At 72.4% G+C, this 25,585-nt stretch carries 13 protein-coding genes; 11 read left to right on the top strand and 2 right to left on the bottom strand.

Annotated features, from left to right (window positions below; genetic code table 11):
- The first annotated feature begins 2 nt into the window (after positions 1–2).
- The 8 genes from ACFXDJ_RS01845 to ACFXDJ_RS01810 all read left to right on the top strand — a co-directional run bounded on the left by ACFXDJ_RS01845 (position 3) and on the right by ACFXDJ_RS01810 (position 19,612).
- Positions 3–9,281: a neuraminidase-like domain-containing protein gene (locus tag ACFXDJ_RS01845; RefSeq protein ID WP_384651600.1), complete on the top strand. Its 9,279-nt coding sequence runs from the start codon at positions 3–5 to the stop codon at positions 9,279–9,281.
- Complete coding sequence (locus ACFXDJ_RS01840; protein ID WP_384847482.1) at positions 9,278–10,666, top strand: kelch repeat-containing protein; 1,389 nt, start codon at positions 9,278–9,280, stop codon at positions 10,664–10,666. Before ACFXDJ_RS01845 ends, ACFXDJ_RS01840 begins: the two co-directional genes overlap by 4 nt.
- A complete protein-coding gene (locus ACFXDJ_RS01835) occupies positions 10,650–11,825 on the top strand; it encodes a Kelch repeat-containing protein (protein WP_384651596.1) in 1,176 nt (391 codons plus the stop codon). The genes ACFXDJ_RS01840 and ACFXDJ_RS01835 overlap by 17 nt, the downstream gene beginning before the upstream one ends.
- Positions 11,826–11,844: 19 nt before the next feature.
- Positions 11,845–12,996 (top strand): Kelch repeat-containing protein, encoded by a 1,152-nt coding sequence (locus ACFXDJ_RS01830; RefSeq protein ID WP_384651594.1) that lies wholly within the window; start codon positions 11,845–11,847, stop codon positions 12,994–12,996.
- Between the two features lie 157 nt (positions 12,997–13,153).
- Positions 13,154–18,049 (top strand): helix-hairpin-helix domain-containing protein, encoded by a 4,896-nt coding sequence (locus ACFXDJ_RS01825; RefSeq protein ID WP_384651592.1) that lies wholly within the window; start codon positions 13,154–13,156, stop codon positions 18,047–18,049.
- A gap of 154 nt (positions 18,050–18,203) precedes the next feature.
- On the top strand, positions 18,204–18,623 hold the full coding sequence (panD, locus tag ACFXDJ_RS01820; RefSeq protein WP_214953674.1) for an aspartate 1-decarboxylase: 420 nt from the start codon (positions 18,204–18,206) through the stop codon (positions 18,621–18,623).
- Positions 18,624–18,638: 15 nt separating this feature from the next.
- Positions 18,639–18,992 carry a GNAT family N-acetyltransferase gene (locus ACFXDJ_RS01815; protein ID WP_384651590.1) on the top strand — a complete coding sequence of 118 codons (354 nt, stop codon included), beginning with the start codon at positions 18,639–18,641 and terminating at the stop codon, positions 18,990–18,992.
- The gene (locus ACFXDJ_RS01810) at positions 18,986–19,612 is read left to right on the top strand and encodes an arylsulfatase (protein ID WP_384651616.1); all 627 of its coding nucleotides are present in this window, start codon (positions 18,986–18,988) and stop codon (positions 19,610–19,612) included. The genes ACFXDJ_RS01815 and ACFXDJ_RS01810 overlap by 7 nt, the downstream gene beginning before the upstream one ends.
- Positions 19,613–19,918: 306 nt before the next feature.
- Here the strand turns inward: ACFXDJ_RS01810 and gndA are convergent, their stop codons facing one another.
- Positions 19,919–21,364 (bottom strand): NADP-dependent phosphogluconate dehydrogenase, encoded by a 1,446-nt coding sequence (gndA, locus tag ACFXDJ_RS01805; protein ID WP_384651588.1) that lies wholly within the window; start codon positions 21,362–21,364, stop codon positions 19,919–19,921.
- 220 nt (positions 21,365–21,584) lie between these two features.
- Here gndA and ACFXDJ_RS01800 point away from each other — a divergent pair, with 220 nt between their 5' ends.
- A complete protein-coding gene (locus tag ACFXDJ_RS01800; RefSeq protein ID WP_384651586.1) occupies positions 21,585–22,850 on the top strand; it encodes a transglycosylase family protein in 1,266 nt (421 codons plus the stop codon).
- Between the two features lie 183 nt (positions 22,851–23,033).
- Entirely contained in the window at positions 23,034–24,521 is a 1,488-nt protein-coding gene (locus ACFXDJ_RS01795) for an SDR family NAD(P)-dependent oxidoreductase (protein ID WP_384651584.1), read from the top strand.
- Between the two features lie 69 nt (positions 24,522–24,590).
- Here the strand turns inward: ACFXDJ_RS01795 and ACFXDJ_RS01790 are convergent, their stop codons facing one another.
- On the bottom strand, positions 24,591–24,941 hold the full coding sequence (locus ACFXDJ_RS01790) for a hypothetical protein (RefSeq protein ID WP_384651614.1): 351 nt from the start codon (positions 24,939–24,941) through the stop codon (positions 24,591–24,593).
- A 339-nt stretch (positions 24,942–25,280) separates the two neighbouring features.
- Here ACFXDJ_RS01790 and ACFXDJ_RS01785 point away from each other — a divergent pair, with 339 nt between their 5' ends.
- A complete protein-coding gene (locus ACFXDJ_RS01785) occupies positions 25,281–25,457 on the top strand; it encodes a hypothetical protein (protein WP_384651618.1) in 177 nt (58 codons plus the stop codon).
- The last annotated feature ends 128 nt before the right edge of the window (positions 25,458–25,585 follow it).

Genomic DNA, 25,585 nt, shown 5'->3' with positions numbered 1-25,585 from the left:
AAATGACCAGCGAGTTCCCGGGCCCCGCCGCCCCCGTGCCCGCCCCCGCGCCCGGCCCCGCCGATACCCGCCGCCGACTGCGCGGGCGCGTCCTGCGCGCCGACGGCGCGTCCGGCGCCGGGGCGACCGTAGCCGTCAGCGCCCGCCGACTGCGCACCACCGAACCGCTGGGCGCGACCCTCACCGACATCGACGGCGGCTACCTCGTGGAGTTCACGAGGCCCGCCGGTCCGGTGGACCTGCTGGTCGAGGTGAGCCTCGACGGCACCTCCGCCCGGGCGGTCCGGGCGCTCGACGGACGGCCCGACACCCCGCTCGACCTCACCCTTCCGGCGGACCGGCGCAGCGAGTACGAGCGGCTGCTCGCCGATCTCAGGCCGCTGCTTGATGGCGGCGACCCGGCGCGACTGACCACCGAGGACGTCGGCTTCCTGGCCCGCGCCACCGGACAGGAGCGGGACCGGATCGCGCACGTCGTGGCCGCGGCCCGGCACGCGGCGGCCACCGGCCAGCCCGCCGAGGTCTTCCACGCCCTGCTGCGATACGGCCACCCGGACGATCTGGGCACCCTCGCGCAGCTACGGGCGCAGGACGTCCGACGAGCCCTCGCCCCGCCCGCCGACGGACACCATGCCTACGGGCATCACACCGACGGGCAGCGTGCCCGCGTGCGCGACGGTTCAGCCCGACCGCGCGGCGCGCGCCGGGCGGCGTTCCACCAGGACCTCTCCGCGCACACGGACACGTTCCTCACCGCGCTGCGCTCGCACCAACTCGCCGCCGCGGACCCGTCCGCCGGCCCGGCCGACACGACACCCCTGGCTCGGATCTTCACCCTCGCCGTCCCCGACCCCGCGGCCCGCGAACGCCTCTACGGCGCGTACCTCGACCGCGCCGACGACGACACCTGGCACACCGAAGCCGTAGCCGGACCGGAGACCGGCCCCCACGCCGACCGCCTGCGGCTCGCCCTCGGCCTGGCCGCGACCACGGCCACCGCCGAACACCCCGAGCTGGTCGCCGTGGTCCTCGACCGCTTCGACTCCGGCGAGCTCGCCGAACTCCGCGACCTGGTCACGCTCGACGAGCACTGGCCCGAGCTGGTGGCCCGGGCCGGCGGCCCGCCGCCCGGACACGAGGCCACGGCGTACGCCGAATCCGTCCGCGCCGCCGTCGCCGCCGCCCACCCCACGGCCTACGTGGCGCACAAGCTGGCCGCCCTGCCCGAACACCGGGACACCCCGGCCGCCCGTTTCCTCGCCGCCAACCCCGACTTCGACATCCTCGGCACCCCGGTCAACAGCGCGACCGTCCCGGACGCCGCGGCCCTCCACGAACTGGGCACCGTACAGCGCGTGTTCAAGGTCGCCCCGCGCTTCGAGACCATGCGGGCGCTGCGCGACAGCGGCTTCGACTCGGCCCAGGACATCGCCCGCATCGACCGGACCGGCTTCGCCCGCCGAATGGCCGGCCAGGTCGATGAGGAGGAGGCGCACGCCCTCCACGAACGGGCCGTCCGGATCCACGCCACCGCCGTCAACCTCGTCGCCGACCTGCGGACCGCCGGACACTTCGACGTCCCCTGGCTGCCCGCCCGTGTCGACGGGGACCCGTGCATCCCCGACTGGGAGGAGCTGTTCGGCTCGGCCGACTATCCGGCGGCCGAGGAATGGCAGTCCTTCTACGGCCAGCCCGCCTATCTGGTGGACCTCCTGTACTTCCTGCGCCGCCTCGGGCAGCACACCGGCACCCCGCCCCCCACCACCTCCGGTGACGGGTCCGTCGCCGACGTCCTCTTCGCCCGCCGCCGTGACCTGTGGGAGCTCCACCTGGGCAAGGACAACACCGAACTCGCCCTGCCCTACGTCGATCTGGTCAACGAACTCCTCGAATCGGCCGTGGCGCCCGACAGCGCCGTCCCCGAGGCCCAGCGCCAGACCACGGGCGACGCCGCCGAGCTCCGGGTCCGCCCCCAGCACGTCAACCCCGGCGCGTACGAGAAGCTGCGCACCGCGGTCTACCCCTGGGACCAGCCCTTCGACCTCTGGCACGCCCAGACGGGAACCTGCCTCGGCCACCTCGGCGTGACCAGGGACCTGCTCCTGACCACCCTCGGCGTGCCCGGCGCGAGCCCCGAGGAGGCCGCCGCCACCCGCACCGCCGAACGGCTCGGCCTCAGCCGGGGGCAGCACCGGATCATCGCGGGGGAGCCGCTCACCCCGGCCCGTACCCCCGCCGAGTTCTACGGGCGGCCCGCCGAGACCACCCCCGCCGACCTGGCCGGCCAGATGACCGGGGTACGCACCCTCCTGGACACCGGGCACCTGCGCTACGCGGAGCTCGACCTCGCCCTGCGGACCCGGTTCGTGAACCCGGGCGGCGCCGTCACGATCCAGAGCGACCCCAAGTTCCCCTACGACACCACCCGGATGACCCTGAGCGGCGCCGACCCCGCCTTCCTCGACCGGTTCCACCGCTTCGTCCGGCTGCGCCGCGCGCTCGGTCTCTCCGACGAGGACACCGACCGGCTCATCGCGGGGAGCGGCTCCGGCGGACGCCTGGACACCGCCGCCCTGCGCTGCATCGCCGCCGCCCGGGGACTCGCGGCCCGCCTGGGCCTCGACGCCGACCAGGTCCTCGCCTTCTCCCAGCCGCTCGACACCCACCCGTTCCCCGGCGCCGCCCGGCCGCCGCTGTACGACCGGCTGTTCCTCGACCCGGCCGTGGTCACCGTCCCGCCCGGCGCGGCGCACCCCTTCCGGCTCACCCCGGACCGTACGGAACTCCAGGAGGTCGGTCCCCTCACCGGCCGGCCCGCCGTCACGGCCGCCCTGCCGGCCGTCCTGCGCGTCACCGACGACGAACTCGCCGCCCTCACCACCGGCCCGGACGCCGTCATCGGCGACCGGCTCGACCTCCTCGCGCTCACCAAGCTCGTCGCCTGGGTGACCCTCGCCCGGGCCGTCTCGCTGAGCGTGCCCGACACCCTGCGGCTCGCCCGCTACTGCCCGCCGTTCCTCTGGACCACCACCCCCACGACGGCCCGGGACCAGGGCGCGGCCGGCGAGAGGGAACTGGCCGGCGGCGCGCCGGTCCGGCTGTCCGCCCGGCCCTCGTACACCCCCGGCGAGAGCGAACTCGGCGGCGGCGCACCCCTGCTCTTCGACGACCGAGGCCCGGACGCGGCCGCCGCACCGGCCCAGCCCATCGACCCGGGCATCGCACGGACCGAGGAGTTCCTCGACCTGGCCGAGCTGCTCGCCGAGGCCGGATTCACCGTCGCCGACCTCGACGCCGTGCTCCTCGGGACGCCCCCGGGACCCGGCGGGCAGAGCCCGGTGCCCCGGGACGAAGCGCTGGCCGCCACCCTCACCACCCTGCGCGCCGCCGTCCAGACGATCCACCAGCAGACCGCCCGCACCACCGACGACAAGGGCGAACTCACCCGCAAGAACCTCGCCCTGCTCGGCTGGGACACCGACCTCACCCAGCGGGCCGTCGCCACCCTGCTGGGCACCGTCACCTACACCGCACCCCTGCCGGCGCTGCCCGCCGGCCTGGTCCTGCCCCCCGATCTGCCCCTGCGTCACGAACCGGCCGAGCGCCCGGAGGACGGCCTGCTCACCTTCGGCGGACCGATGACACGTGCGCAGCTCGACCGCGTCAACGCGCTGAGCGGCGACGGCGCCTTCCGGACGGCGGTCGGGATCCTCCACGACGCGCCGCGCGCCTTCGTCCGCGACCGCATGAAGCTCCTGCGCATCCCCGTCTTCGCGGCGCCCCTGGACGCCCTGCCCGCCGGATACCGCATCCCCCCGACGCTCACGGCCAAGGTCTTCCACGACCCGAGCCTGCGCGCCCTGCGCTGCCGCGGCTACCTCACCGAGACGGAGGCCGCGCTCCTGACCCCCACCGGCACCCCCTCGGAGATCCTCCGGGCGGTCGCCGGCCTCAAGGCCGCGCAGCAGGTATCGCCCGCGGACGGCAACGGGTTCCTTGACGCCGGCGATGGCGACACCCTCTTCGACGGCTCGGACGTCACCCCGGCGGACCGCTTCCACTTCGTCCTGGAACGGCTCGCCCCCTACCTGCGACGCACCCTGAGCGAGACGGCCGTCGTCCAGCAGCTCGGCCAGGCCACCGGCCTGGACACGGCGAGCGCCGACGCCCTGCTGCGCACCTGGCTGCGACCCGCCGGCGGGTCACCGGTCCTCCAGGAGTTCCTGGCACCGGAGTTCACCGACAGCGACCCCGGGGTCTCGGTGACCCGCACGGCCTTCGACCGGCAGTTCCGCACACTGGCCTTCCTGCACCGGGTGACGCTGGTGCTCGTCCGGATGCGCGCGAGCGCCGAGGAGATCCCGTACGTCTTCGGGTACGCGGCCCAGGGCGGCTGGCTCGACCTGAACACGCTGCCCCTCGCACCCGTGCCCGCCGCCCCGGTCGCCCCCCTGCGGATCCTGCTCGAACTGGGCAGGCTGCGGTCCGCGATCCCCGGTGGCGTCCCCACCCTGCGCGCCGTCTTCGACGTGGCCCGCACCCCCGGAGCCCAGGAACGCGAGGCGGCCGCCGAACTGGCCCGCCGCACCGGGTGGAACGCCGCCGACATCACGGTCGTCGCCCGCGACCACGGCTTCACCACGGCGGCCCAGTACGGAGGCGTGGCCGCGCTGGGCGCCGTACACGCCGGCATCGCACTGCTGCGCCGCCTCGGGGTCGCGGCGGAGCGGGCGCAGCCGTGGCAGCGTCCCGAACTCACTGCCGAAGCGGCGGAGGCCGCCTGGCTGACGGCCAAGTCCCGGCACTCGCCCCGCGACTGGACGGCCGCCGCCACCCCGCTGCGGGACGCGCTGCGGGAACGGCAGCGGGCGGGGCTCGTGTCGTACCTGGTCGCCAACCCGCTGCGGGACGGCGCGGGCGCGCCCCTCTGGCAGGACGCCGACGATCTGCACGACCACTTCCTGCTCGACGTGGAGATGGGCCCCACCCAGCTCACCACCCGGCTCGCCCAGGCCATCTACACGGTGCAGCTGTTCGTCCAGCGGATCCAGCTCAACCTGGAGCACGTGTACACCTGGTACCTCGACGGCCTGTGGGGCCAGTGGGAGTGGATGAAGCAGTACCGGCTCTGGGAGGCCAACCAGAAGGTCTTCCTGTACCCCGAGAACTACTTCGAGCCCGAACTGCGCGCGGACAAGACGCCGTTCTTCGGCGATTTCGAGAACGCGATCATGCAGCGCGAGGTGACCTCCGACTCCATCGAGGACGCCGTCAAGGGATACGTGGAGAGCCTGGACAAGGTGGCCCGGCTGCAGCCCGCCGGTCTCTGCCACGAGAGCAAGGCGGGAGCCGGGGACCTCCATCTGGTGGGCCGCAGCGAGGCCACGCCCCGCGAGCACTACTACCGCAAGCGGGTCGACGGCCGTTACTGGACCCCGTGGGAGCGGATCGAGCTGGACGTCGACGGGGACCCGGTGGTGCCGGTGATCTGGAACGACCGGCTGTTCCTGTTCTGGTCCACGTACGGACTGGTCTCGGAGCCCCAGCAACTGAAGATGCCGCTGCCGGACCACGCGCTGGAGGAACCCCACAAGCACGGTGAGTTCAAGCTCAACTGGAGCCAGTACGCGGGCGGCAAGTGGCAGCACAAGACGGTGGCCAAGGACATCCTGTACGCCCGGAACAGCGACCTGTACCCGGTCGAGGGAGTGCTCAGTCCGGAGCTGTACACGCTCGCGCCGACGCAGCCGTGGACCACGGGCGACCTCACGATGACGTACTGCTTCGCCAACCTGGTCACCGGGGGCCGCTACTTCCTCACCGGGGACTACGAGCTGACCCCGCGCCTGGGGGGCATGAGTTTCGGTACCTTCCTGGAATGGGCCGGTGCGCCGGAAGACGGGCCCCTCGCCGCGCCCGCGCACACCCGCGCGCACTACAACGAGTACGTACAGGTGCTCGGGGAAGGGGGATATCCCTTCTACATGTTCGATGTCCGGGGCCCCTGGCGAAATCCGCCGGCCCTGCTGCTGAACCACTCCCCGGGCAGCGAGCTGTTCCGGCTGCTCTGCTCGCACACAGGCTCCACCGGCGGCACGGACTTCTACCAGACGTTCACGGACGACAAGCGGGCCTTCCTGCTCGTACCGCAGGACTCCCGCACCTCGCAGGTGCAGATCGTCCCCGCCTACCACCCGTTCACGCAGACCTTCGCCTCCCACCTGGCCCAGAGCGGCATGGACGGGCTGTACGACCGCGACCTCCAGCTCGACCCCGACAAGTACGGCGTGCCCTTCGACTTCAAGACCTGGTACGACCCCAACATGGACGTGGTCCTCGGGGACCTCCCCAAGGAGACCGTCGACTTCGACCGGTCCGGGGCCTACGCCGACTACAACTGGGAGCTGTTCTTCCACGCCCCGCTCCTGGGCGCCAACCGGCTCACCACCAACCAGCGTTTCGCGCAGGCCCAGCAGTGGCTGCACCGCATCTTCGACCCCACCGACCGCAGCGAACTGCCGGCACCGCAGCGCTACTGGCGGACCCAGCCCTTCTACCTCACCGAGGACTACACCAAGGAACGCATCGAGGCGGTCCTGCGGCGGCTCGCCGAGGGCGGCTGGTACGACAGCGCAGAGGTCTTCGACTGGCTGCACCATCCCTTCCAGCCGGACGTGGTCGCCCGGCTGCGCACCACCGCCTACCAGAAGGCGGTGGTCATGAAGTACCTCGACAACCTGATCGCCTGGGGCGACCAGCTGTTCCGGCAGGACACCATGGAGGCCGTCAACCAGGCCACCCAGCTGTACGTCCTCGCCTCCCAGCTGCTCGGCCGGCGGCCCGACGAGGTGACCGGCAGGACCGTGCCCGAGCCGAAGAACTACCGTCAGGTCGTCCAGGGCTCGCGGGGGCTCGCCTCCGCCGTCGTCCGGGCCGAGCACCTGGTGCCGGCCGGACCCGCGCGGACCGAGCCGGCGCACGCCACCCCGCAGATCGCGCCCGGACTCGGCCTGAACTGGCTCGACTACTTCGTCGTCCCGCGCAACGACAAGCTCCTCGGCTACTGGGACACCGTGGCCGACCGGCTGGCCAAGATCCGCGCCGGACAGAACATCTCCGGTGTCGAGCGGCGCGCCGCCCTGTTCGGCGCCGTCATCGACCCCGCGCTCCTCGCGCGGGCCGCGGCCGCCGGGCTCAGCATCGAGAGCGTCCTGGACGACATCAGCGCGCCCGTGCCCCCGTACCGCTTCGCCACGATGGCTGCCAAGGCGAAGGAACTCACCGGCGAGGTCAAGGCGTTCGGGGCGGCCCTGCTCGCCGCACTGGAGAAGCGCGACGCCGAGGCGCTCGCCCGGCTCCGCTCCCGCCACGAGACGGCGGTCCTCAAGGCGGCACGCACCGTCCGCGAACAACAGGTCCTGGAGGCCGACGCGAACCTCCTGGCGGTACGCAAGCAGCAGGAGGCCGCCGACGGGAAGGTCCAGTACTACTCCACCCGCGAGTACATGAACCTCGGCGAGATCGCCCACACCGTGCTCTCGGCCGGGGCCCTCTTCCACCAGGCGGTCGCCGCGGGCGTGGACATGACCGCCAGTGCCATGGGCCTGATCCCCGACGTCAAGACCGGCACACCCACCACCATGGGCGTCACCTTCGGCGGTCAGAACCTCAGCCAGGCCCTGCACGGGCTCTCCGGATCGCTGGAGAAGGTGGCCACCACCCTCAACGGCGCGGGGGCACTGGCCGCCACCATGGCCGGCTACGACCGGCGCCAGGACGACTGGGACTTCCAGGCGGGCCAGGGCCGCGTAGAACAGCAGCAGTTCGACCGGCAGATCCTCGCGGCGGAGATCCGGCTGAAGGTGGCGCGGACGGAGCTGGAGAACCACGACCTCCAGCTGGCCAACGCCCGCGAGGCGGACGCGTTCCTGTACGAGAAGTACACGAGCGAGGAACTCTACGACTGGATGGCGGGCCGGCTGGCCACCAGCTACTTCCAGGCCTACCAGCTGGCGTACGACCTGGCCAAGCGCGCCGAGCGGGCGTTGCGCCACGAGCTGGGCGTCGAACAGCCCGACTACATCCGGTTCGGCTACTGGGACACCCTGTACAAGGGCCTGCTCTCCGGCGAGCGGCTCAGCGTGGACCTGGGCAGGCTCGACGCCGCCTACCACGAGGCCAACGCCCGGGAGTTCGAGCTGACGAAGCGGATCTCGCTGGCCCAGATCGACCCGGTCGCGCTGCTCAGGCTCAAGGAGACCGGCAGTGCTTACGTCTCCCTGCCGGAAGCGCTGTTCGACCTGGACACCCCCGGCCACTACCTGCGCCGGATCAAGAGCCTGGCCGTGACCGTGCCGTGCGTGGCGGGCCCGTACACCTCCGTCAACCTGACGGCCACCCTCCTCGACAGCACCGTACGGGTCGATCCGCGCCTGTCCGACGGGAAGTACGCCCGCCAGCGCTCCGACACCCGGTTCCGCGACAGCACCGGAGCCGGCCAGTCCATCGTGACCAGCACCGGCCAGGACGACACGGGGCTGTTCGAGACCAGCCTGCGCGACGAGCGGTTCCTGCCGTTCGAGGGCGCGGGGGCGCTGAGCCAGTGGCGCCTGTCGCTGCCCGACGAGTTCCGGCAGTTCGACTACGAGTCGATCAGCGACGTGGTGCTCCACCTGCGGTACACGGCGCGCGACGGCGGCAGCGCGCTCGCCGAGCGGGCGGTGGCCGAGCTGCGCAAGGCGCTCACGGACTGGGCGCGCGGGGACGGATCGAGCTCCCTGTACCGGGTGTTCAGCGCCAGGCGGGAGTTCGGCGACCGCTGGAGCCGCTTCCTGACCCCACAGCCGGGGCAGCCGGCGACGCTGCGGTTCACGGTGGCCAAGGACCGCTTCCCGTACGCCTTCCGGGACGAGCGGATCACGGTCTCGCAGCCCGAGCTGGTCCTCGTCCTGTCCGGGGAGCTGCGGCCCGACGGCCGACGGCGCTACGTGGACTGCTACGGCGACGGGGAACCGCTGACCGGCACCCTCGTTGCCCGGCGCGGACACGGCGCCGAGGTCCGGCTGGCCGCCGATCCCTCGCTCCGCGGGCAGCCGCGGGGAGCGGTCGACGGGGCGGGCGGCCCGGTCACCGAGACCGGCGAGGAATGGGAGCTGACCGTTCCGGCCGAGCACATCGCCGCGCTCGCGGCCGATCTGCGGGAGGGCTCCGGGTTCAACGCCGAGGCGGTGGTCGATCTGCTGCTCGTCGTGCGGTACACCGTGGCCGAGGTGGAGCGGTGACGCTCCCGACGCGCCGGCCGGGGCGCGGGCGGGCCCCGCGCGGGGCCGGGGTGGTCCTGGGTGAGGCGGGTGCGGCGGGTGCGGCGGGTGCGGCGGGTGCGGACGGTGCGGGTGCGGGTATGGGTCTGGGTGCGGCGGGCGTCGCGGGTGCCGGTGCCGACGCGGCCGGGGCGCCCGGTGTCTGGGCCGCCACCGGGCCGCTGCCCTTCGCCGGGTTCTGGGGCCAGCCCGCAGACGCCGCCGTACTCCTCGGCGACGGCCGGGTGCTGCTGGCCGGCGGGGAGGACGGGCGTCGCACGCCCACCGAGGCCACCGCGGTCTACGACCCCGCCGCCGGCACCTGGTCGACGACGGGCCCGATGTGGACGCCGCGCAGGCTGCACACCCTGACCCCGCTCGCCGACGGCCGGGTCCTGGCCGTCGGCGGCATCGGCCGCGGCCCCGACGGCCCGGCCGAGGGCCTCGCCACCGCCGAGGTCCACGACCCCGCCACCGGCCGATGGACCCCCACCGGCGGACTGCGCCAGGCCCGCTTCTCCCACTCGGCCACCGGACTCCCGGACGGCCGGGTCCTGGTGGCGGGCGGTGCCACGGCGCGCCCCGGGCCCTCCCCGTACACGCTGCGGACGGCCGAGCTGTACGACCCGGTCACCGGTCAGTGGACGCCGGCCCGCCCCATGACCGACGCGCGCTTCGGCCATCCGGCGGTGCGGCTCCACGACGGCCGCGTGCTGGTGGCCGGCGGCGTCCTCTCGGTCGGCCGGGGCCACTACGGGGCGCTCGGGTACTGCGAGACGTACGACTCCGCCGCCGGGGTCTGGACGCCGGCCGGCACCCTGGCCAGCTCCCGAAAGGGCCACCAGGCGACCCTGCTGTCCGACGGCGGCGTGCTGGTGACCGGCGGAGACATGCGCGGGTTCCGTCCCGACGACTGGGCGTTCGACCCGTACAGCCAGTGGCTCACGGAGCGCTTCGACCCCGGCCCCGACACCTGGAGCCCGGACGCGGACATGCCGTGGGGCCGCAGTCACCACCGGGCGGTCCTGCTGCGATCGGGCGAGGTGCTCGTGCTCGGGGGCACGGACGACGTCTCGCTCGCCATCGGCTACCAGAACGCCCTGCTCTACGACCCGGCCGCGCGCACCTGGTCGACGGAGTTCGCCATGGTGGAGGGCCGTTGGGCGCCGGCCGCGGTCGCCCTCGCGGACGGCCGGGTCCTCGCCATCGGGGGACTCACCCGTTCCGGACCCGCGGCCCCGGTCCCAGGAGAGGACGAGGTCACCGTCACGACCGAGATCTACACGCCCGCGAACCCGGCGGCGGTCCGGGGAGAAGAGCGACAGGAGGGGGACGAGGGTGCGCCTGGTCGTGACGGACGGAGGTGACCGGCCGCCGCCCCGGAAGGCGGTGTCGGGCCACTGGGACCCGGCCGGGACCCTTCCGGTCCCGCTGGTCTACTGGCACGGCCAGTACGAGGGTCCCGTCACCCTCCACGACGGACGGGCCCTGGCCGCGGGCGGCGCCGGAGCCCTGCTCCTCGCACTTTCCGCCGCCGCGCTCCACGACCCGGCCCGGGGCGCGTGGACGGAGACGGGCGCCCTGCGCGAGGCGCGCCGCATGCACTCGCTGACGGTGCTCCGCGACGGCCGGGTCCTGGCCGCGGGCGGCATCACCGGCCCCCAGGCCTTCCCGCCGCACACCCTCGCGAGCAGCGAACTCTACGACCCGGGGACCGGGACCTGGACGGCGGCCGAACCCATGTCCGGCGCCCGGTACGGGCATTCGGCGACCCTGCTGACGGACGGCCGGGTGCTCGTGGCCGGCGGCAACCGCCCCCGCGACGCCCGGACCACCGCGACCCTGACCACCGCCGAGCTCTTCGACCCCGGCACCCGGACGTGGTCACCCGCCGGGGACATGGCCGACGCCCGCTGGCACCACATCGCGGCGCCGCTGCCGGACGGACGCCTCCTCGCGGTCGGCGGCCTGGCGGCCACCGGGCGCACCGCGGTGACCGCACTCGCCCTCTGCGAGACCTATGACCCGCAGACCGGCGCCTGGAGCGCGACCGGAGCGCTGCGCGACGCCCGGTTCGGCCACCAGGCCGTCCCGCTGCCCGACGGCACCGTCCTCGCCCTGGGCGGCGGCCGTTCGGGCTCCGACGACGCCCGCTTCGACCCGTACGGCCCGACCGGCGTGGAATGCTACGACCCGACGACCGGAGGCTGGCGCGACGAGCCGCCGCTGCCGTGGAGCCGCTGCTACCCCAGGGCGCTGCCGCTGCCCTCGGGCGAGGTCCTCGTCATCGGCGGAGTGGACCCGGCGGCGCTGGACGCGGGCTTCCCGAGCGCGCTCCGCTTCGACCCGGCCACCCGCGCGTGGTCCCCGGCCGGGCCACTGCGCACCGGGCGCTGGGCCTTCGGCGCGACCCCGCTCGCCGACGGCCGGGTCCTCGCGGCGGGCGGGGTCTCCCGCACGGGAGTCGCGGCACCGGGGTTCGCCGCCGATGTCGCCGCGCGGGAGGCGGAGGTGTTCACGCCATGAGTACGGAGGTGTTGACGCCATGAGCACGGGACACTGGGCGCCCGCCGGAGACCTGCCCTGGGAGCGGGACGTGGCCGAGACGGCGGGCGGAGCGGTCCTGCTCGCCGACGGCCGGGTCCTCCTCGCGGGCGGGGCGGACGCACGCCTGACCGCCACGGCCGAGGCGGCCCTGTTCACGCCGGCCACCGGGACCTGGTCGCCGACGGCGCCGCTGCGCACGCCCCGGCGGACTCACACGACCACGGTCCTCGCCGACGGCCGGGTCCTGGTGACCGGCGGCTACACCGGCCTGCTGCCCTTCCCCGTGAGTGCGCTGGCCACGGCCGAGGTGTACGACCCGGTGGCCGGGAGTTGGTCGGACACCGCGCCCATGGGGCAGCCCCGTTGCGGGCACTCCGCGACGCTGCTCGCGGACGGCCGGGTCCTCGTGGCGGGCGGCAGCGACCGCCGTTCGAGGGACTCGGAGCGCTCGCTGACCTCGGCCGAGGTGTTCGACCCGGCGGGCGGCGGACGGTGGACCGCGACGGGTGACCTCGCCGACGCCAGGGCGTACCACCCCGCCGTGGCCCTGGTGGACGGCAGCGTCCTGGTGGCCGGCGGCTGGGCCGCGACCAGCCGGGACGTGTCCCCGGGGGCCGCTCTCGCGCACTGCGAGCGCTACGACCCCGCGACGGGCACCTGGGCCCCCACGGCCGGTTTCGCCGTGCCCCGCTCCGCCCACCGGCTGACGCCGCTGCGGGACGGGTCCGTCCTGGCCACCGGCGGAGGCCCCGGCGGAGCCGTCGGCCCCGATGGGCGCCTGGACCCGTACAGCCTGGCCACCGCAGAGCGCTACCACCCGGGCCCGGGCACCTGGACCCGCGAGCCGGACATGCCCTGGGGACGCCTGCTGCACCGGGCGGTCCCGCTGCCCTCGGGCGAGGTCCTGGTGGTCGGCGGCACCACGGACCCCCTGTACGACGCGGGCCTGAGCAGCGCCGTACGCTACGACCCGCTGTCCCGGAGCTGGTCAGCCGCGCCCGGAATGGCGGTGGGCCGCGCCGAGTTCGCCGCGGTGCCCCTGGCCGACGGCCGGATCCTGGTCACGGCCGGAGCGGTCCGCACGGGCCCGTCCGTGCCGCCGGGAGGCCACCACCGCCTGACGCGGACGAGCGAGCTGTTCACCCCCTGAATCGCTGTAGGCCGTCCCCCGCGGAAGGCGCCTTCCGGCTCGCGCACTCGCGCCGTGTCTGTTTGCATGCCAGTGATGGTCGTCGGCCGTCGTACGCGAAGGTGTCCGCCTCGTGGCGCACCTCACCTCACCGCACGTCACCTCACCGGGAAGCGTCATGGCTGAGCTCGTCGACATCAACATGTCCACCACGGAAGAGCTCGCGAAGATCCCCGCGTTCGGGGAGACGATCGCCGAGAACATCGTCGCCTTCCGCGACGCCCACGGACCGTTCGAATCAGTCGAGGGCCTGCTCCAGGTCGAGGGCATCGGCGAGCGCCTTCTGGGGAAACTGCGGTGGCTCGTGACGGTCGGGGCACCACTCGGACGGCCACCCGCCTCCGAGCGGGTCGAGGTGAAACTCGTCCGTGCCGAAGGCAGCGGGGGCGGCGACTTCACCGGACACTCGGCCACGATCACGGGTGTGTGCACCGCAGGACAGGAGGCGATCGGCGACATCCCCTTCGCCGTATCGGGACCGACCGACGCAGAAGGGGTCACCACCCTCTCCCTCCCGTCACGCGCCACCATCGTGGGCCCGATCACTCTGAAGGCATCCGCGCCCGACGGCGAACTGCTCAGGAGCGACAGCCTCGCCGGTACGAGCCTTCCCCAGAAGATCACCCTGACGGTCGAACCGCGCGTCCCCGGCACGACGCTGCCCAACGACGACCCCGCGGCCGGCAGACCGACCCGGGTGCGCGGCCGTGTGATCGACTCGGCAGGGCGGCGGCAGGCCGCCGCCCTGCAGGTGGTGCTCTGGGGCGCGCAGAAGGCCGACCCCCAGCCGGAGGACTTCCGCGCCCTCACGGTGTCCACGACCGACGCTCAGGGACATTTCACCGGACCGTATCCAGTAGGGGCGTTCAGCTCGGCCCACGCCACCGTCGGGCTGGAGGATGAGGTCACCGTTCCGGTACATCTGGAGGACCGGGGCGTCTTCCCGGAGACCGCCGTCCTCGTCGTGGACGTACCCGAACCCGCCGAGGGGGACGATTGCGCCTGCCATGCCCCGGGCACCGCGCCCCGCGCGCCCGACGCCACCGACCTGGCCCGGGCGGACGGCACGTTCTCGAGCGACGTCGGCATGGGCCGCTGCATGGACTTCACGAAGCCCGACCGCACGCTTGAGGAGTACGGCTTCACCTACCTGGTCCGTACGACGGAACCGGAGATCAAGGGGCTCACCCTGGACGAGCCGTCCAAGGTCCCGCTGTCCCTGATCACCCCCTATCTTGAGGCGGAACTGGCCGAGTCCCGCGCAGCGTTTCGCATCGCCGCGCCGAGTGCGGCCGCGAGGGCGTCGGGTCTACCGATCGCTGACGTACGGCGCGAGGACCCCGCCGGCGTCGGCGTCGGCGCGGCCGAAACGAGCGACGCCGCCGTCCCGAAGCTCACCGGGCTGATCGACGCGGCCGCACTCAAGGCGCTGGCCCGCGACCCGGGTTCGTCCCCGTTGAAGGCGGTGTACGCGGCTGCCCAGCTCACCCGCCACGGTGACCTGCAGCGCTTCCTCGGCTCGGCGGTGGCCAAGCCCCCCGGCCGGCAACAGCTCGACGGCGGCCACCCGGTGGACTGGGACGACGACCCCACCGTCTACCAGGCGAGCACCATCGCCCACGGGCACATCCTGCGCTTCAAGCAGGAGTGGGTCGCCGACGGCTACTCCATGGGCAACCTCCTCTACAGCCTGCCTCTGGCGCCCGGCCAGAAGAAGCAGATCTCCGTCGTCGACTGGGAACGGCGAGAGACGACCTCGCGGGAGGAGTTCCGTGAGTCCCGGGACAGCGTGGAGGCGAGCCTCACCCGGGACCGCGACATCAACGAGATCGTCAGTGGGACGCTGAGCGAGTCCACGCGGGGCGGGTCCCGTTCCTCCGTCGGCGCCGTCGCCGGCGGAGGCGGCATTGGCGGGATGATCACCGAAGGAGTCGGCGGCCTGCTGGGGGTCGCAGCGGGATTCTCCAGCTCGGACAGCTCCGCATGGCAGAACTCCTCGCGCAGCACCGCGGCCAATGCGATCAACCAGCTCCGGGACCGCACCGTCCAGGCCGCGTCCTCCGTACGGACGCAACGCACGTCGGTCGTGCACACCGTCGCCCAGGGGGAACGGGTGGTCGCGACGACCGAGTCGGTCGCCAACTACAACCACTGTCACGCGCTGACCATCCAGTACTTCGAGGTGCTGCGTCATCTGCTGGTCAGAGAACGGCTGGTGGACGTACAGGAGTGCCTGCTGGTGCCGCTGCTCATGTCCTGGTTCACCGACGAAAAGGCCCTGCGGTGGCGCAACACCCTGGCCGACGCCGTTCCCCGCGTGGTGCGCGGGGGGTTCGCCGCACTGGACCGGATCGATGCGCAGTACGTGGGCAGCGATCTGCCCACGGGCCGCTACGCCGACGAGAGCCTGGAATCCGTGGAAGGCGAGCTCCAGCTCCGCTTCCAGCTCGCCCGGCCGCGGGACACGGACGACGACTTCAACGAGGGAGCGTGGAACCCGTTGGTCGGCCTCTTCGGGTTCAGCCCTCGGGACTTCTACGACCAGTACCTGAGGGGGCAGAAGCTGAAGGACCGGATCTTCCTGGAGCAGCTCGGCCCGAAGATCGCCTCGACAGTGATCCAGAACCTGCGCGTGCACGCGATCAAGAGCGACGATTCCCCGGTCGACCTCAAGATCGACCCCACGCTCGTGTCCCGCTTCCTCAACGACTCCAGTCTGTTCGTCTCGCTGCGGATGGGCGCCTCCCTGCCTCCGGTACGCCGTGCCGACATCAAGGCCGTGGTGATCAGCTCCCAGCTCGCGCTGCCCGGTCTCCCCTTCGTGGTCAACCTGCTGCCGGCGGGTTCCCGGGTGATCGTCGACTCCGGTGCGCTGCGTTACCGTACGGCCCATATGTCGTCGGAGCTCTTCACCAATGCGATGATCCGCAACGACCTCTCCGGGTACGACGACGTCCGCGTCGAGACGCCTCTCAACCGCCAGGAGCTCCGCAACCCCCGCGAGGAGGACAAGGAGCTCGCCCGGAACCTGCTGGACCACCTCAACGAGAACATCGAGCGCTACCACCACATCCTCTGGTCGCGGATGAGCGACGCCCGGCGGTTCATGCTGCTCGACGGGTTCGAGGCACCGGGCAGCGGTGGCCGCTCGGTGGCGAGCGTCGTCGAGAACGAGCTCGTCGGCATCGTGGGGAACAGCCTGGTGATGCCCGTGGCCCGGGGCTTCCACCTGGACCCGACGTACAAGCAGGACGCACGGAACCCGATCGATCTGCTGGAGCACTATCAGCCGAACACCCCCATCGAGCCCTCGCGCATCGCCATCCCCACCAGCGGTGTCTATGCCGAGGCGGTCACGGGGGCCTGCAACTCCTGCGAGGAGATGGAGGAGGCCCGGTTCTGGCGGTGGGAGCAGTCGCCGATCCCCGACTCACCGCCGCAGATCCTGCCCACCTCGACCGACACCCGCCGGGCCACCCCGGCGGACGTCACGCCGACGACGTTCCCGCAGCCCGTCATCGCCATGCAGAACGCCCCCGCCGCTCCGGACCCGACCGGCCTCGGTGCCACCCTCACCTTGCTGGGCCAGGCGGGTGCCTTCCGCGACATGGCCGGCCTCGAGGGCACGCAGAAGAACGCGGCTGCCGCCCTGGAGCAGGCGTTCAACACCGCGACCGGCTTCGGCGCCAAGGCGGCCGACCTCGCGCTGCAGGGGAAGATGAGCAAGGACATCGACAAGGCGATGAAGACGATCGAGACGGCGAAGTCGAAGAAGCTCATCGACGACAAGACGGCCGCCGACCTCACTGTGACCGGGATCCGCGCCATGATGGGTGCGGGCGCGACGAGTCCCGACAGCGCCAACACCACGAAGGACGTCAAGGAGATCACCGCGACCGCCGGGGAGAACAAGGCATCGGTCAAGGTCACCAAGCCCACGGGGGACCAGATCGACGTCGACGCCCGCCCGGTCATGCCCGGCTCCAGTCCTCCGCACGACGCGGGAGTGCCGCCCCCGGCGGCCGGAGTGCCCTCTGCGCCCGTCGACATCGAGCTCGTGGGCGGCATGCACACCCTGGACCCCCTGGGGTTCGGACCGCCGGCCGAATTCAAGTTCACCATCAAGGACTTGACCGCGATCGCCGCCGACAAGGTGACTCTCTCGATCGGAGACGGCACCGTCACCACGGTCTACGAGGAGGTCCTGCCCCAGTCGTTCCTGACCACTGGCAGCCATGCATGGCAGTGGAACGGACGCAATGCGAGCGGCATCTTCGACGGTGCCAGTCTCCACCGTCAGCTGTACCTGAAGCTGAACTTCGAACTCGCGGGCCAGACCACCATCGACAAGCTCGTGGCCCTCGACAACCGGGCGATGCGGAACTGGGTGACCGCCAAGGTGGACCTGGGCGCCAAGAAGATCGACGTGCATGTCTCCGTCGACTGCCAGAACGAGGACGGATCGCTCGCGCAGGTGGAATTCGACCGCATGCGCCCGCTCTTCCTCGCAGGCATCGGCAAGTACTGGTCCCGCTCCGTGATGATCGCCGGCGATGCGTTCACGGTGAAGACGACCGCGGACCAGGGCCCGTCGACAGAAGCCTTCGACCTGTACGTCGAGACCGGCTCGGGCTACCGGCGCAGCCACAACTCGGGGATCATCGACGCCTCGGTCTTCTATAACAAGGGCTTCTACGGCGGCCTGAACGCCCGGGGCGACCAGAACTTCGAGCAGGTCTCGGCGCACGAGTTCGGCCACAGCGTGCTGTGGGCCTGGGGCGGCAAGTCGCTCTCCTGGGGCCACAAGGGCACGGTCAACGACAGCCTGCTCAGCATCTGGGACTTCCAGGACCCGTCGCCCAGTGCCACGCCCTACCCGACAACGGGTGAAATCGACCTGATGAAGTACTACACCGACAGTCTTCCGTCCGACTTCTACAGCCGGGTGATCGCGGCGGGCGAGGACGTGCAGAGACTGATCAACCTCTCGTCCGTCACCCTCCGCATGCCGTAGCCCGGCCGCCCCGGCCCAGGACCCCGAGCGCACCGGTCATGAGTCCTGAGAGGCCTGGGGACAGGTGACCGAACATGCGATTGGTTGTAATCTGCGGAGACCGCCCTTGACCTGCAAAGAGCAGGCAGGGAGCAGACAAACCGGGAGTTTCTCCGTGCTTCGTACCATGTTCAAGTCCAAGATCCACCGGGCCACCGTCACCCAGGCCGACCTGCACTACGTCGGGTCCGTGACCGTCGACGCCGATCTCCTCGACGCGGCGGACCTGCTGCCCGGGGAGTTGGTGCACATCGTGGACATCACCAACGGGGCCCGGCTGGAGACGTACGTCATCGAGGGGGAGCGGGGCTCCGGGGTGATCGGGATCAACGGGGCCGCCGCGCATCTCGTGCACCCCGGGGACCTCGTCATCCTCATCAGCTACGCGCAGGTGGAGGACGCCGAGGCGCGGGTGTTGAAGCCGCGCGTCGTGCACGTCGACGGAGACAATCGCATCGTCGAACTGGGCGCGGATCCGTCCGCCCCGGTTCCGGGAACGGACCAGGAGCGCAGCCCCCACGCGGTGGCTGTCTGAGGGGAGTCGGGGACCATGTCGCAGGCCGTGCCGATCGAGTTCGTGGACGACCGCAAGTCCGGGAGGCTGCTGGCCGTCGAGGGCGAGTCCGTGGCCGGGTTCATCGCCTACTTCGTGCTCGCCGAGGCGCCCCACGCCCTCGTGGCGGTCCACACCGTCGTGGAGCCCGGCCACGAGGGGCGCGGGATCGCCGGGAACCTGGTGAAGACCTTCTACGGGATCGCCGCCGACGAGGGCGTTCCCGTGGTCCCGCTGTGCCCGTACGCAGCGAGCTGGGCCGCCAAACATCCCGACCAGGCGCCCGAGGCCCCGGCCGCGGTCGTGGCGGCGGCCAAGGCGCAGCTCGACGCGGACTCCGACCTCTGGTGACCGGGTCGGGGAACGCCCTGACGCTGCTGCACACCTCCGCCGCGCACGTCCCGGTCTTCGACGCCCTGCGCGACCGGCACCACCCCGGCGCCGTCCTACGGCACCTCGTGGTCCCGGAGCTGCTGGAGCGGGCCCGCGCCCACGGGCCCGAGTCGGTGGCTCCGGCCGTGCGGGAGCTGCTGGAAGGCTCCGACGGGCCCGTCCTGGTGACCTGCTCGACCATCGGTGCGGTCGGGGAGTCGCTGGCCCCGGCCCTGGGGGTTCAGGTGCTCCGCGTCGACCGCCCGATGGCGGCCGCGGCGGTGCGCACAGGGCCGCGGATCCTCGTCCTGGCCACCGTGGAGTCCACCCTGGCCCCGACGGTGGGGATGCTGGAGGAGGAGGCCACCGGGCCGGTGTCGATCCGCACCCGGGTGGTCGCCGGAGCCTGGGACCGCTTCGAGGCGGGAGACGAGGCCGGCTGCCGGTCCCTCGTGGCCGAAGCGGCCGACGCCGTCACCGACGCGGACGTCATCGTGCTGGCCCAGGCGTCGATGGCGGGCGCCGAGGACCTCACCACGACCGCCACCCCGGTCTTCTCCAGCCCGAGGACCGGCCTGGCCGCCGCGCTCGGGGCCTGACGACCTAGACCACAACCACGGGGAACGTCGCCCCGTGAGGGGCGCCGTTCTCGTCGTGCGGGCCGGGCCGGAACGGCGGAAGCTGGGAACCATGACACAGCCGCCCGTTCCCGATCCGCCGCCCCTACCGGGGCCCGGTCCGTTCCCGGACCCCGAGCCGATCCCCCCGCACCCCGTACCACCTCCCGATCCGGGTCCGCCGATGCCCGAGCCCGCGCCGATGCCCGAGCCGCTGAGCTGAGCTGAGCTGAGCTGAGCTGAGCCGGGGCGGGGCGGGGCGGGGCGGGGGAGTCGACCGGCCGCGCGTCAGTCCGTGCGGACCTCGGAGCGGTCGCCGCTCCACAGGGTGTGGTACGAGCCTTCGCGGTCGGTGCGCCGGTAGGTGTGGGCTCCGAAGAAGTCGCGCTGGCCCTGGGTCAGGGCCGCCGGAAGCCGCTCCGCGCGCAGGGCGTCGTAGTAGGCCAGCGAGGCCGCGAAGGCCGGTACCGGGATGCCCTGGCGGACCGCGGCCACCAGCACCTCGCGCCAGTCCTCCTGCGCGGCGCCGATCTCCTCGGCGAAACCGGCGTCGGCGAGGAGGCTCGGCAGGTCAGGCCGGGCGTCGTAGGCCGCGCGGATCCGGTCCAGGAACGCCGCCCGGATGATGCAGCCACCGCGCCACAGCGAGGACACGGCGCCGAGGTCGATGCCCCAGCCGTACTCCTCACTGCCGGCCTGGATCTGGTGGAACCCCTGCGTGTAGGAGACGATCTTCGAGGCGTAGAGCGCCTGCTCCACCTGGGCAGCGAAGGCGTCCGCGGCCCCGGGGGAGAGGGGCGCGGCCTTCGGGCCGGCCAGGCCCCGGGCGGCGGTACGCAGGTCGCCGTGGCCCGAAACCGCGCGGGCGAAGACCGCCTCGGCGATCCCCGACACCGGAACGCCCAGGTCGAGGGCGATCTGCACGGTCCAGCGGCCGGTGCCCTTCTGCTCGGCGGCGTCGGCGACCACGTCCACGTACGGGAGACCGGTGGCGGCGTCCGTGTGCGCGAGCACCTCGGCGGTGATCTCGATCAGGTAGGAGTCCAGGCGGCCCTTGTTCCAGGAGCGGAAGGTCTCGGCGATCTTCGCGGGGGAGTAGCCGGCCACGTCCCGCAGCAGGTGGTAGGCCTCGGCGATGAGCTGCATGTCGGCGTACTCGATGCCGTTGTGCACCATCTTGACGAAGTGGCCGGCGCCGTCGGGGCCCACGTGCGAGGTGCAGGGGGTGCCGTCGGCGGCCTTCGCGGAGATCTTTTCCAGCAGCGGGCCGAGGGAGGCGTACGACTCCTCCGAGCCGCCGGGCATGATGCTCGGGCCGAGCAGCGCGCCCTCCTCGCCGCCCGAGATGCCGACGCCCACGAAGTGCAGGCCCTGCTCGCGCAGCTCCTTCTCCCGGCGCCGGGTGTCCTCGAAGTGGGCGTTGCCGCCGTCGATGATGACGTCGCCCGGCTCCAGCAGCGGGGCGAACTCGCGGATCACGGCATCGGTGGGCTCGCCGGCCTTCACCATGATGATCAGGCGGCGCGGGCGCTCCAGCGCGTCGACGAACTCCTTGGCGGACCCGGCGGCCACGAAGGCGCCCTCGTGTCCGAACTCCTGTACCAGAGCCGTGGTCTTGGCGGCGGTGCGGTTGTGGACGGCCACGGTGAACCCGTTGCGCGCGAAGTTGCGGGCGAGGTTGCTGCCCATCACCGCGAGGCCGGTGACGCCGATCTGCGCCGTGCTGCTGCTCATGGGGTGCGCTCCTGAGTGCTTCGACAGTGCTGCTTCGACAGTGCATTCGATATGCGGAGGAATGCCGGAACACCGACGCTACATCGGGAGAGATCCTTACCGACCCCCTACTTTCGGCGGACGCTCAACTTCCCCTCGAACGTGTCTGGTTGTGCACCTTGTCATGTTCCGGTCGCAGCGTTACGGTGTGCGGTTCCTGCTGTCTTCGATGGGGGCTCCCATGGGTGTACGGGGCCGGCACCGCCGGTATCAGCCGAGCAGCATCAACCGGGCCTCGCTCGCCGTCACCGCCGGTGGCGCCGGGATCGCGCTCCCTCTCATCGGCGCCGGAGCCGCGCACGCCGCCTCCGTGGACACCTGGAGCAAGGTCGCCGCCTGCGAGTCCACCAGCAACTGGCACATCAACACCGGCAACGGCTACTACGGCGGGCTCCAGTTCAGCCAGAGCACCTGGCGGGCCTTCGGCGGCACCGCGTACGCCGCCCGCGCCGACCTCGCCACCAAGGACCAGCAGATCGCGGTCGCGGAGAAGGTGCTCAAGGGGCAGGGCCCGCAGGCTTGGCCGGCCTGCGGGAAACAGGCGGGACTCAGCCGGAGCGGCCCGGCGCCGGCCTCGGCGAAACAGATGCAACAGACGCAGCAGGCGCCGCAGGCCCAACAGGTGAAGGTCCAGGCGAAGGAGGCCAAAACGGCCGCTCCGCAGGGCACCGCGCCCCGTCCGACCGGGACTTCGGTCCTGCCCAACCCGTACGTCGTCGCGCCCGGCGACTCGCTCTCGGAGATCGCCACCGACCAGCACGTCGAGGGTGGTTGGCAGGCGCTGTACGAGACCAACCGGGCCACCGTGGGCGGCAATCCGGATCTGATCTTCCCCGGGCAGCGGCTCACCCTGCGGATCACCGCCGCTCCGGCCGCGCCCCCCGCCCAGAACCCCGAGAAGCCGCCGCGCACGGCCGAGCCGGTCAAGCCCGTGGAACCGGCGGCGGAAAAGCCTGCCGAGGAACCGGCTGAGAAGCCCGTCGAGAAACCGGCCGCGAAGCCGGTGGCCGAACCCGTGTCGACGAAGGAGGAGGCGCCCTCGGGCGGCTTCTCCGTGCCCGTGGACGCGGGCCTCGGCACCGCCTACCACGTGGCGGGCTCTTCCTGGGCCAGCGGCTACCACACGGGTGTCGACTTCCCGGTGGCGACCGGCACCGCCATCAAGGCCGTCGGCCCCGGCGAGGTGGTCTCGGCCGGCTGGGCGGGCGCGTACGGCTACCAGGTCGTCATCCGGCACACCGACGGCCGGTACTCCCAGTACGCGCACCTCTCGGCGCTCGGAGTCAAGGCCGGGCAGGAGGTCTCCGGCGGGCAGCGCATCGGCCGCTCCGGCTCCACCGGCAATACGACCGGACCGCACCTGCACTTCGAGATCCGCACGGGGCCCGGCTACGGCACCGACATCGACCCGCTGAAGTACCTGCGCGGCCACGGCGTCGACATCTGAGCCGGGAGCCCGCGAACCCGGACCGGCCGTACCCTCCGGGGCCTGCGGCCGGTCCGCCGTACCGCGCCTGACCTGCGGCGGAGCACGAGTTTGTCGTCCGCCGGGGCGGATCCGTACACTAGCCCTTTTGGGGACTTCCGTAGCAGGCGGACGCGGACGAGTGATCAAGGAACGGCAGCGGGTATGACGGTGACCGAAGACAGCCAGGAGCAGGGCCACGCCTTCGGGCCCGGCATCGACCCCGACCGCCTGGCCCTCTGCCTCAGCGTGCTCGACGAGCTGGACAAGATCGACGTCGACCACCCGGACGCCATCGCCGTACGCCGCGCGACCGCCGGCATCTACCGCACGGTGAAGCAGCGCCGCCGCCAGGACCGCCGCGCGGCCAAGACCGCCAACGACAGGGCCGTCACCGAATCGACCGCCACCGGTTCCGCCGAGCGCATCGACGACGAGACCGAGGGTCTGCTGCCCACTTCGGTCACGGAAGCCGGACGGATCGCCGGAATACTCCAGCGCCCGCGCTCCTGCTACATCTGCAAGACGCGCTACGTCGAGGTCGACTACTTCTACCACCAGCTCTGTCCGGTCTGCGCCACCGAGAACCGGAACAAGCGGGAGGCCCGCGCCGACCTCACCGGCAAGCGTGCGCTGCTCACCGGCGGCCGCGCCAAGATCGGCATGTACATCGCGCTGCGGCTCCTGCGGGACGGCGCCCACACCACGATCACCACCCGTTTCCCCAAGGACGCCATCCGCCGCTTCAAGGCGATGGAGGATTCGGCGGACTGGATGCACCGGCTGGAGGTCGTGGGCATCGACCTGCGCGACCCGGCCCAGTCGGTGGCGCTCGCCGAGCAGGTGGCCGAGGCCGGTCCGCTGGACATCCTGATCAACAACGCGACGCAGACCGTACGCCGCCTGCCGTCCGCGTACGCGGCGCTGGTCGAGGGGGAGGGCGCCCCGCTGCCGGCCGGTGAGCTCCCCGCCCACCACGTCATCGGAGCCTTCAACTCCGGTGCGGTCGACGGCCTGGCGGCCCTGCCCGTCGGCGTGAGCGGGCTCGAGGCGCAGAAGGTCGCCGACCTCGCGCTGGTCGCGGGCAACGCCAGCCTGGAGCGGCACCTCGCCGGAACCGCCATCGACGCGGGCGGCCTGCTGCCCGACGTCGTCGACAGCAACACCTGGGTGCAGACCATCGACCAGATCTCCCCGGTGGAGCTGCTCGAGACCCAGCTGTGCAACTACACCTCGCCGTTCATCCTGATCAGTGCGCTCCGGCCGGCCATGGCCGAGGCGGCCCGCAAGACCGACGGCGGCCGGGCCTACATCGTGAACGTCTCGGCGATGGAGGGCGTTTTCAGTCGCGGCTACAAGGGCGCGGGACACCCGAACACCAACGCGGCCAAGGCGGCGATGAACATGGTGACGCGGACCAGCGGCCAGGAGATGTTCCAGACGGACCGGATCCTGATGACCTCGGTGGACACGGGCTGGATCACCGACGAGCGCCCGCACTTCGACAAGCTCCGCCTCGCCGAGGAGGGCTTCCACGCCCCGCTCGACCTGGTCGACGGAGCGGCCCGCGTCTACGACCCGATCGTCCGCGGCGAGGCCGGCGAGGACCTGTACGGGGTCTTCCTCAAGGACTACGCGCCCGCCAACTGGTAGGTCGCCCACCCCGACGTACGGCGCCCCCGGCCCTCATATGAGCGGCCGGGGGCGCTTCGCGTTCAGCGTTCACCCCGTCCGGTCGTAGGCCCCCGCCGCGACCAGTTCCAGTACCGGCCGCCAGTCCTCCAGCACCCCCGCGTCCGCGTCCGCGTCCGGGCCCGTGGCCCGGCGGCCCGCTTCGGCAGCGTGGCACAGGGCGTCCGCGTCGAAGTCGGACTCCGGGGTCGGCGTGCCCGGCACGAGGAGCCGTACCAGCCGGGCCACCCGCTCGCCGAGCAGCGGCCGGATCGCTTCCGCGGGGTGGGCGATCAGCAGCCCCGCGACCTGGAGTTCCTTGTCGAAGGGGTGCGAGCGGCGCAGCAGCGCGGCGGTGCGCAGCCCGTGCCCGCCGCCGGGCCCGTCCCGCAGCAGGTCCATCAGCTCGTCGACGCTTCCGACGACCGCCGGCACCTCGGATCTCGCCACTGTCGTTCCCTCCGTCGCCCGACCGCGCATCACCCGTATGGCGCCGCCGAGCAGATCAGTCGCGTGCGACGTGTCACCGTACGAGTGACTGAACTCGTGGCGAAAACAAGTGGTCCAGCGTGGATTTTACCTTTCCATCGAGCAGGGGTCCGCTCATATGTGTACTCTGATGCCCATGAGAGCCCCACCCGGGCACTCGCTCCACCAAGGCGCCACCGCGTCCGGAACCCCTGACACCTGCCCCCGGTGCGCGGCTCGCCCGCCGGGTTACGCGACACAAAGGAGTGCGCGGTGACACCAGAACTGACGGAGACGGACCAGGCGCTGATGGAACGTACGGGGTCGCGGAGCAAGAAGCGCCCCGAGACGCTCGGCAACCTGGAGGTCTGGGCGCGGTCCGCCCCGATCCGCCTCGCGGGTTACGAGGACGACCTCGCGGAGCCGCACATCCTGCCCGGCATCGACTGACAGCGGCCCCGGAGCCCTGACTCCGGGACCGGCCCCGAGCCCCCCCCCCCCCCCCCCGCGCGGGGGGGCGGCCGGGTCCCGGGGCACCGACCCCCACACCGGCATCGCGCTGGGGGAACAGGGGTTTC

Origin of the sequence: Streptomyces sp. NPDC059443, from assembly GCF_042750105.1 — a bacterium.
GTDB lineage: Bacteria > Actinomycetota > Actinomycetes > Streptomycetales > Streptomycetaceae > Streptomyces.
Note: the sequence above shows the minus strand (reverse complement) of the source record. Positions and strands in the feature narration are given on the sequence as shown.

Bases quoted from the DNA above. Each gene is read 5' to 3' on its own strand.
- ACFXDJ_RS01795 (WP_384651584.1), top strand. From the start codon at position 23,034: ATGACGGTGACCGAAGACAGCCAGGAGCAGGGCCACGCCTTCGGGCCC.
- ACFXDJ_RS01800 (WP_384651586.1), top strand. From the start codon at position 21,585: ATGGGTGTACGGGGCCGGCACCGCCGGTATCAGCCGAGCAGCATCAAC.
- ACFXDJ_RS01790 (WP_384651614.1), bottom strand. From the start codon at position 24,941: ATGGACCTGCTGCGGGACGGGCCCGGCGGCGGGCACGGGCTGCGCACC.
- ACFXDJ_RS01830 (WP_384651594.1), top strand. From the start codon at position 11,845: ATGAGCACGGGACACTGGGCGCCCGCCGGAGACCTGCCCTGGGAGCGG.
- ACFXDJ_RS01825 (WP_384651592.1), top strand. From the start codon at position 13,154: ATGGCTGAGCTCGTCGACATCAACATGTCCACCACGGAAGAGCTCGCG.
- ACFXDJ_RS01845 (WP_384651600.1), top strand. From the start codon at position 3: ATGACCAGCGAGTTCCCGGGCCCCGCCGCCCCCGTGCCCGCCCCCGCG.
- gndA (WP_384651588.1), bottom strand. From the start codon at position 21,364: ATGAGCAGCAGCACGGCGCAGATCGGCGTCACCGGCCTCGCGGTGATG.
- ACFXDJ_RS01815 (WP_384651590.1), top strand. From the start codon at position 18,639: ATGTCGCAGGCCGTGCCGATCGAGTTCGTGGACGACCGCAAGTCCGGG.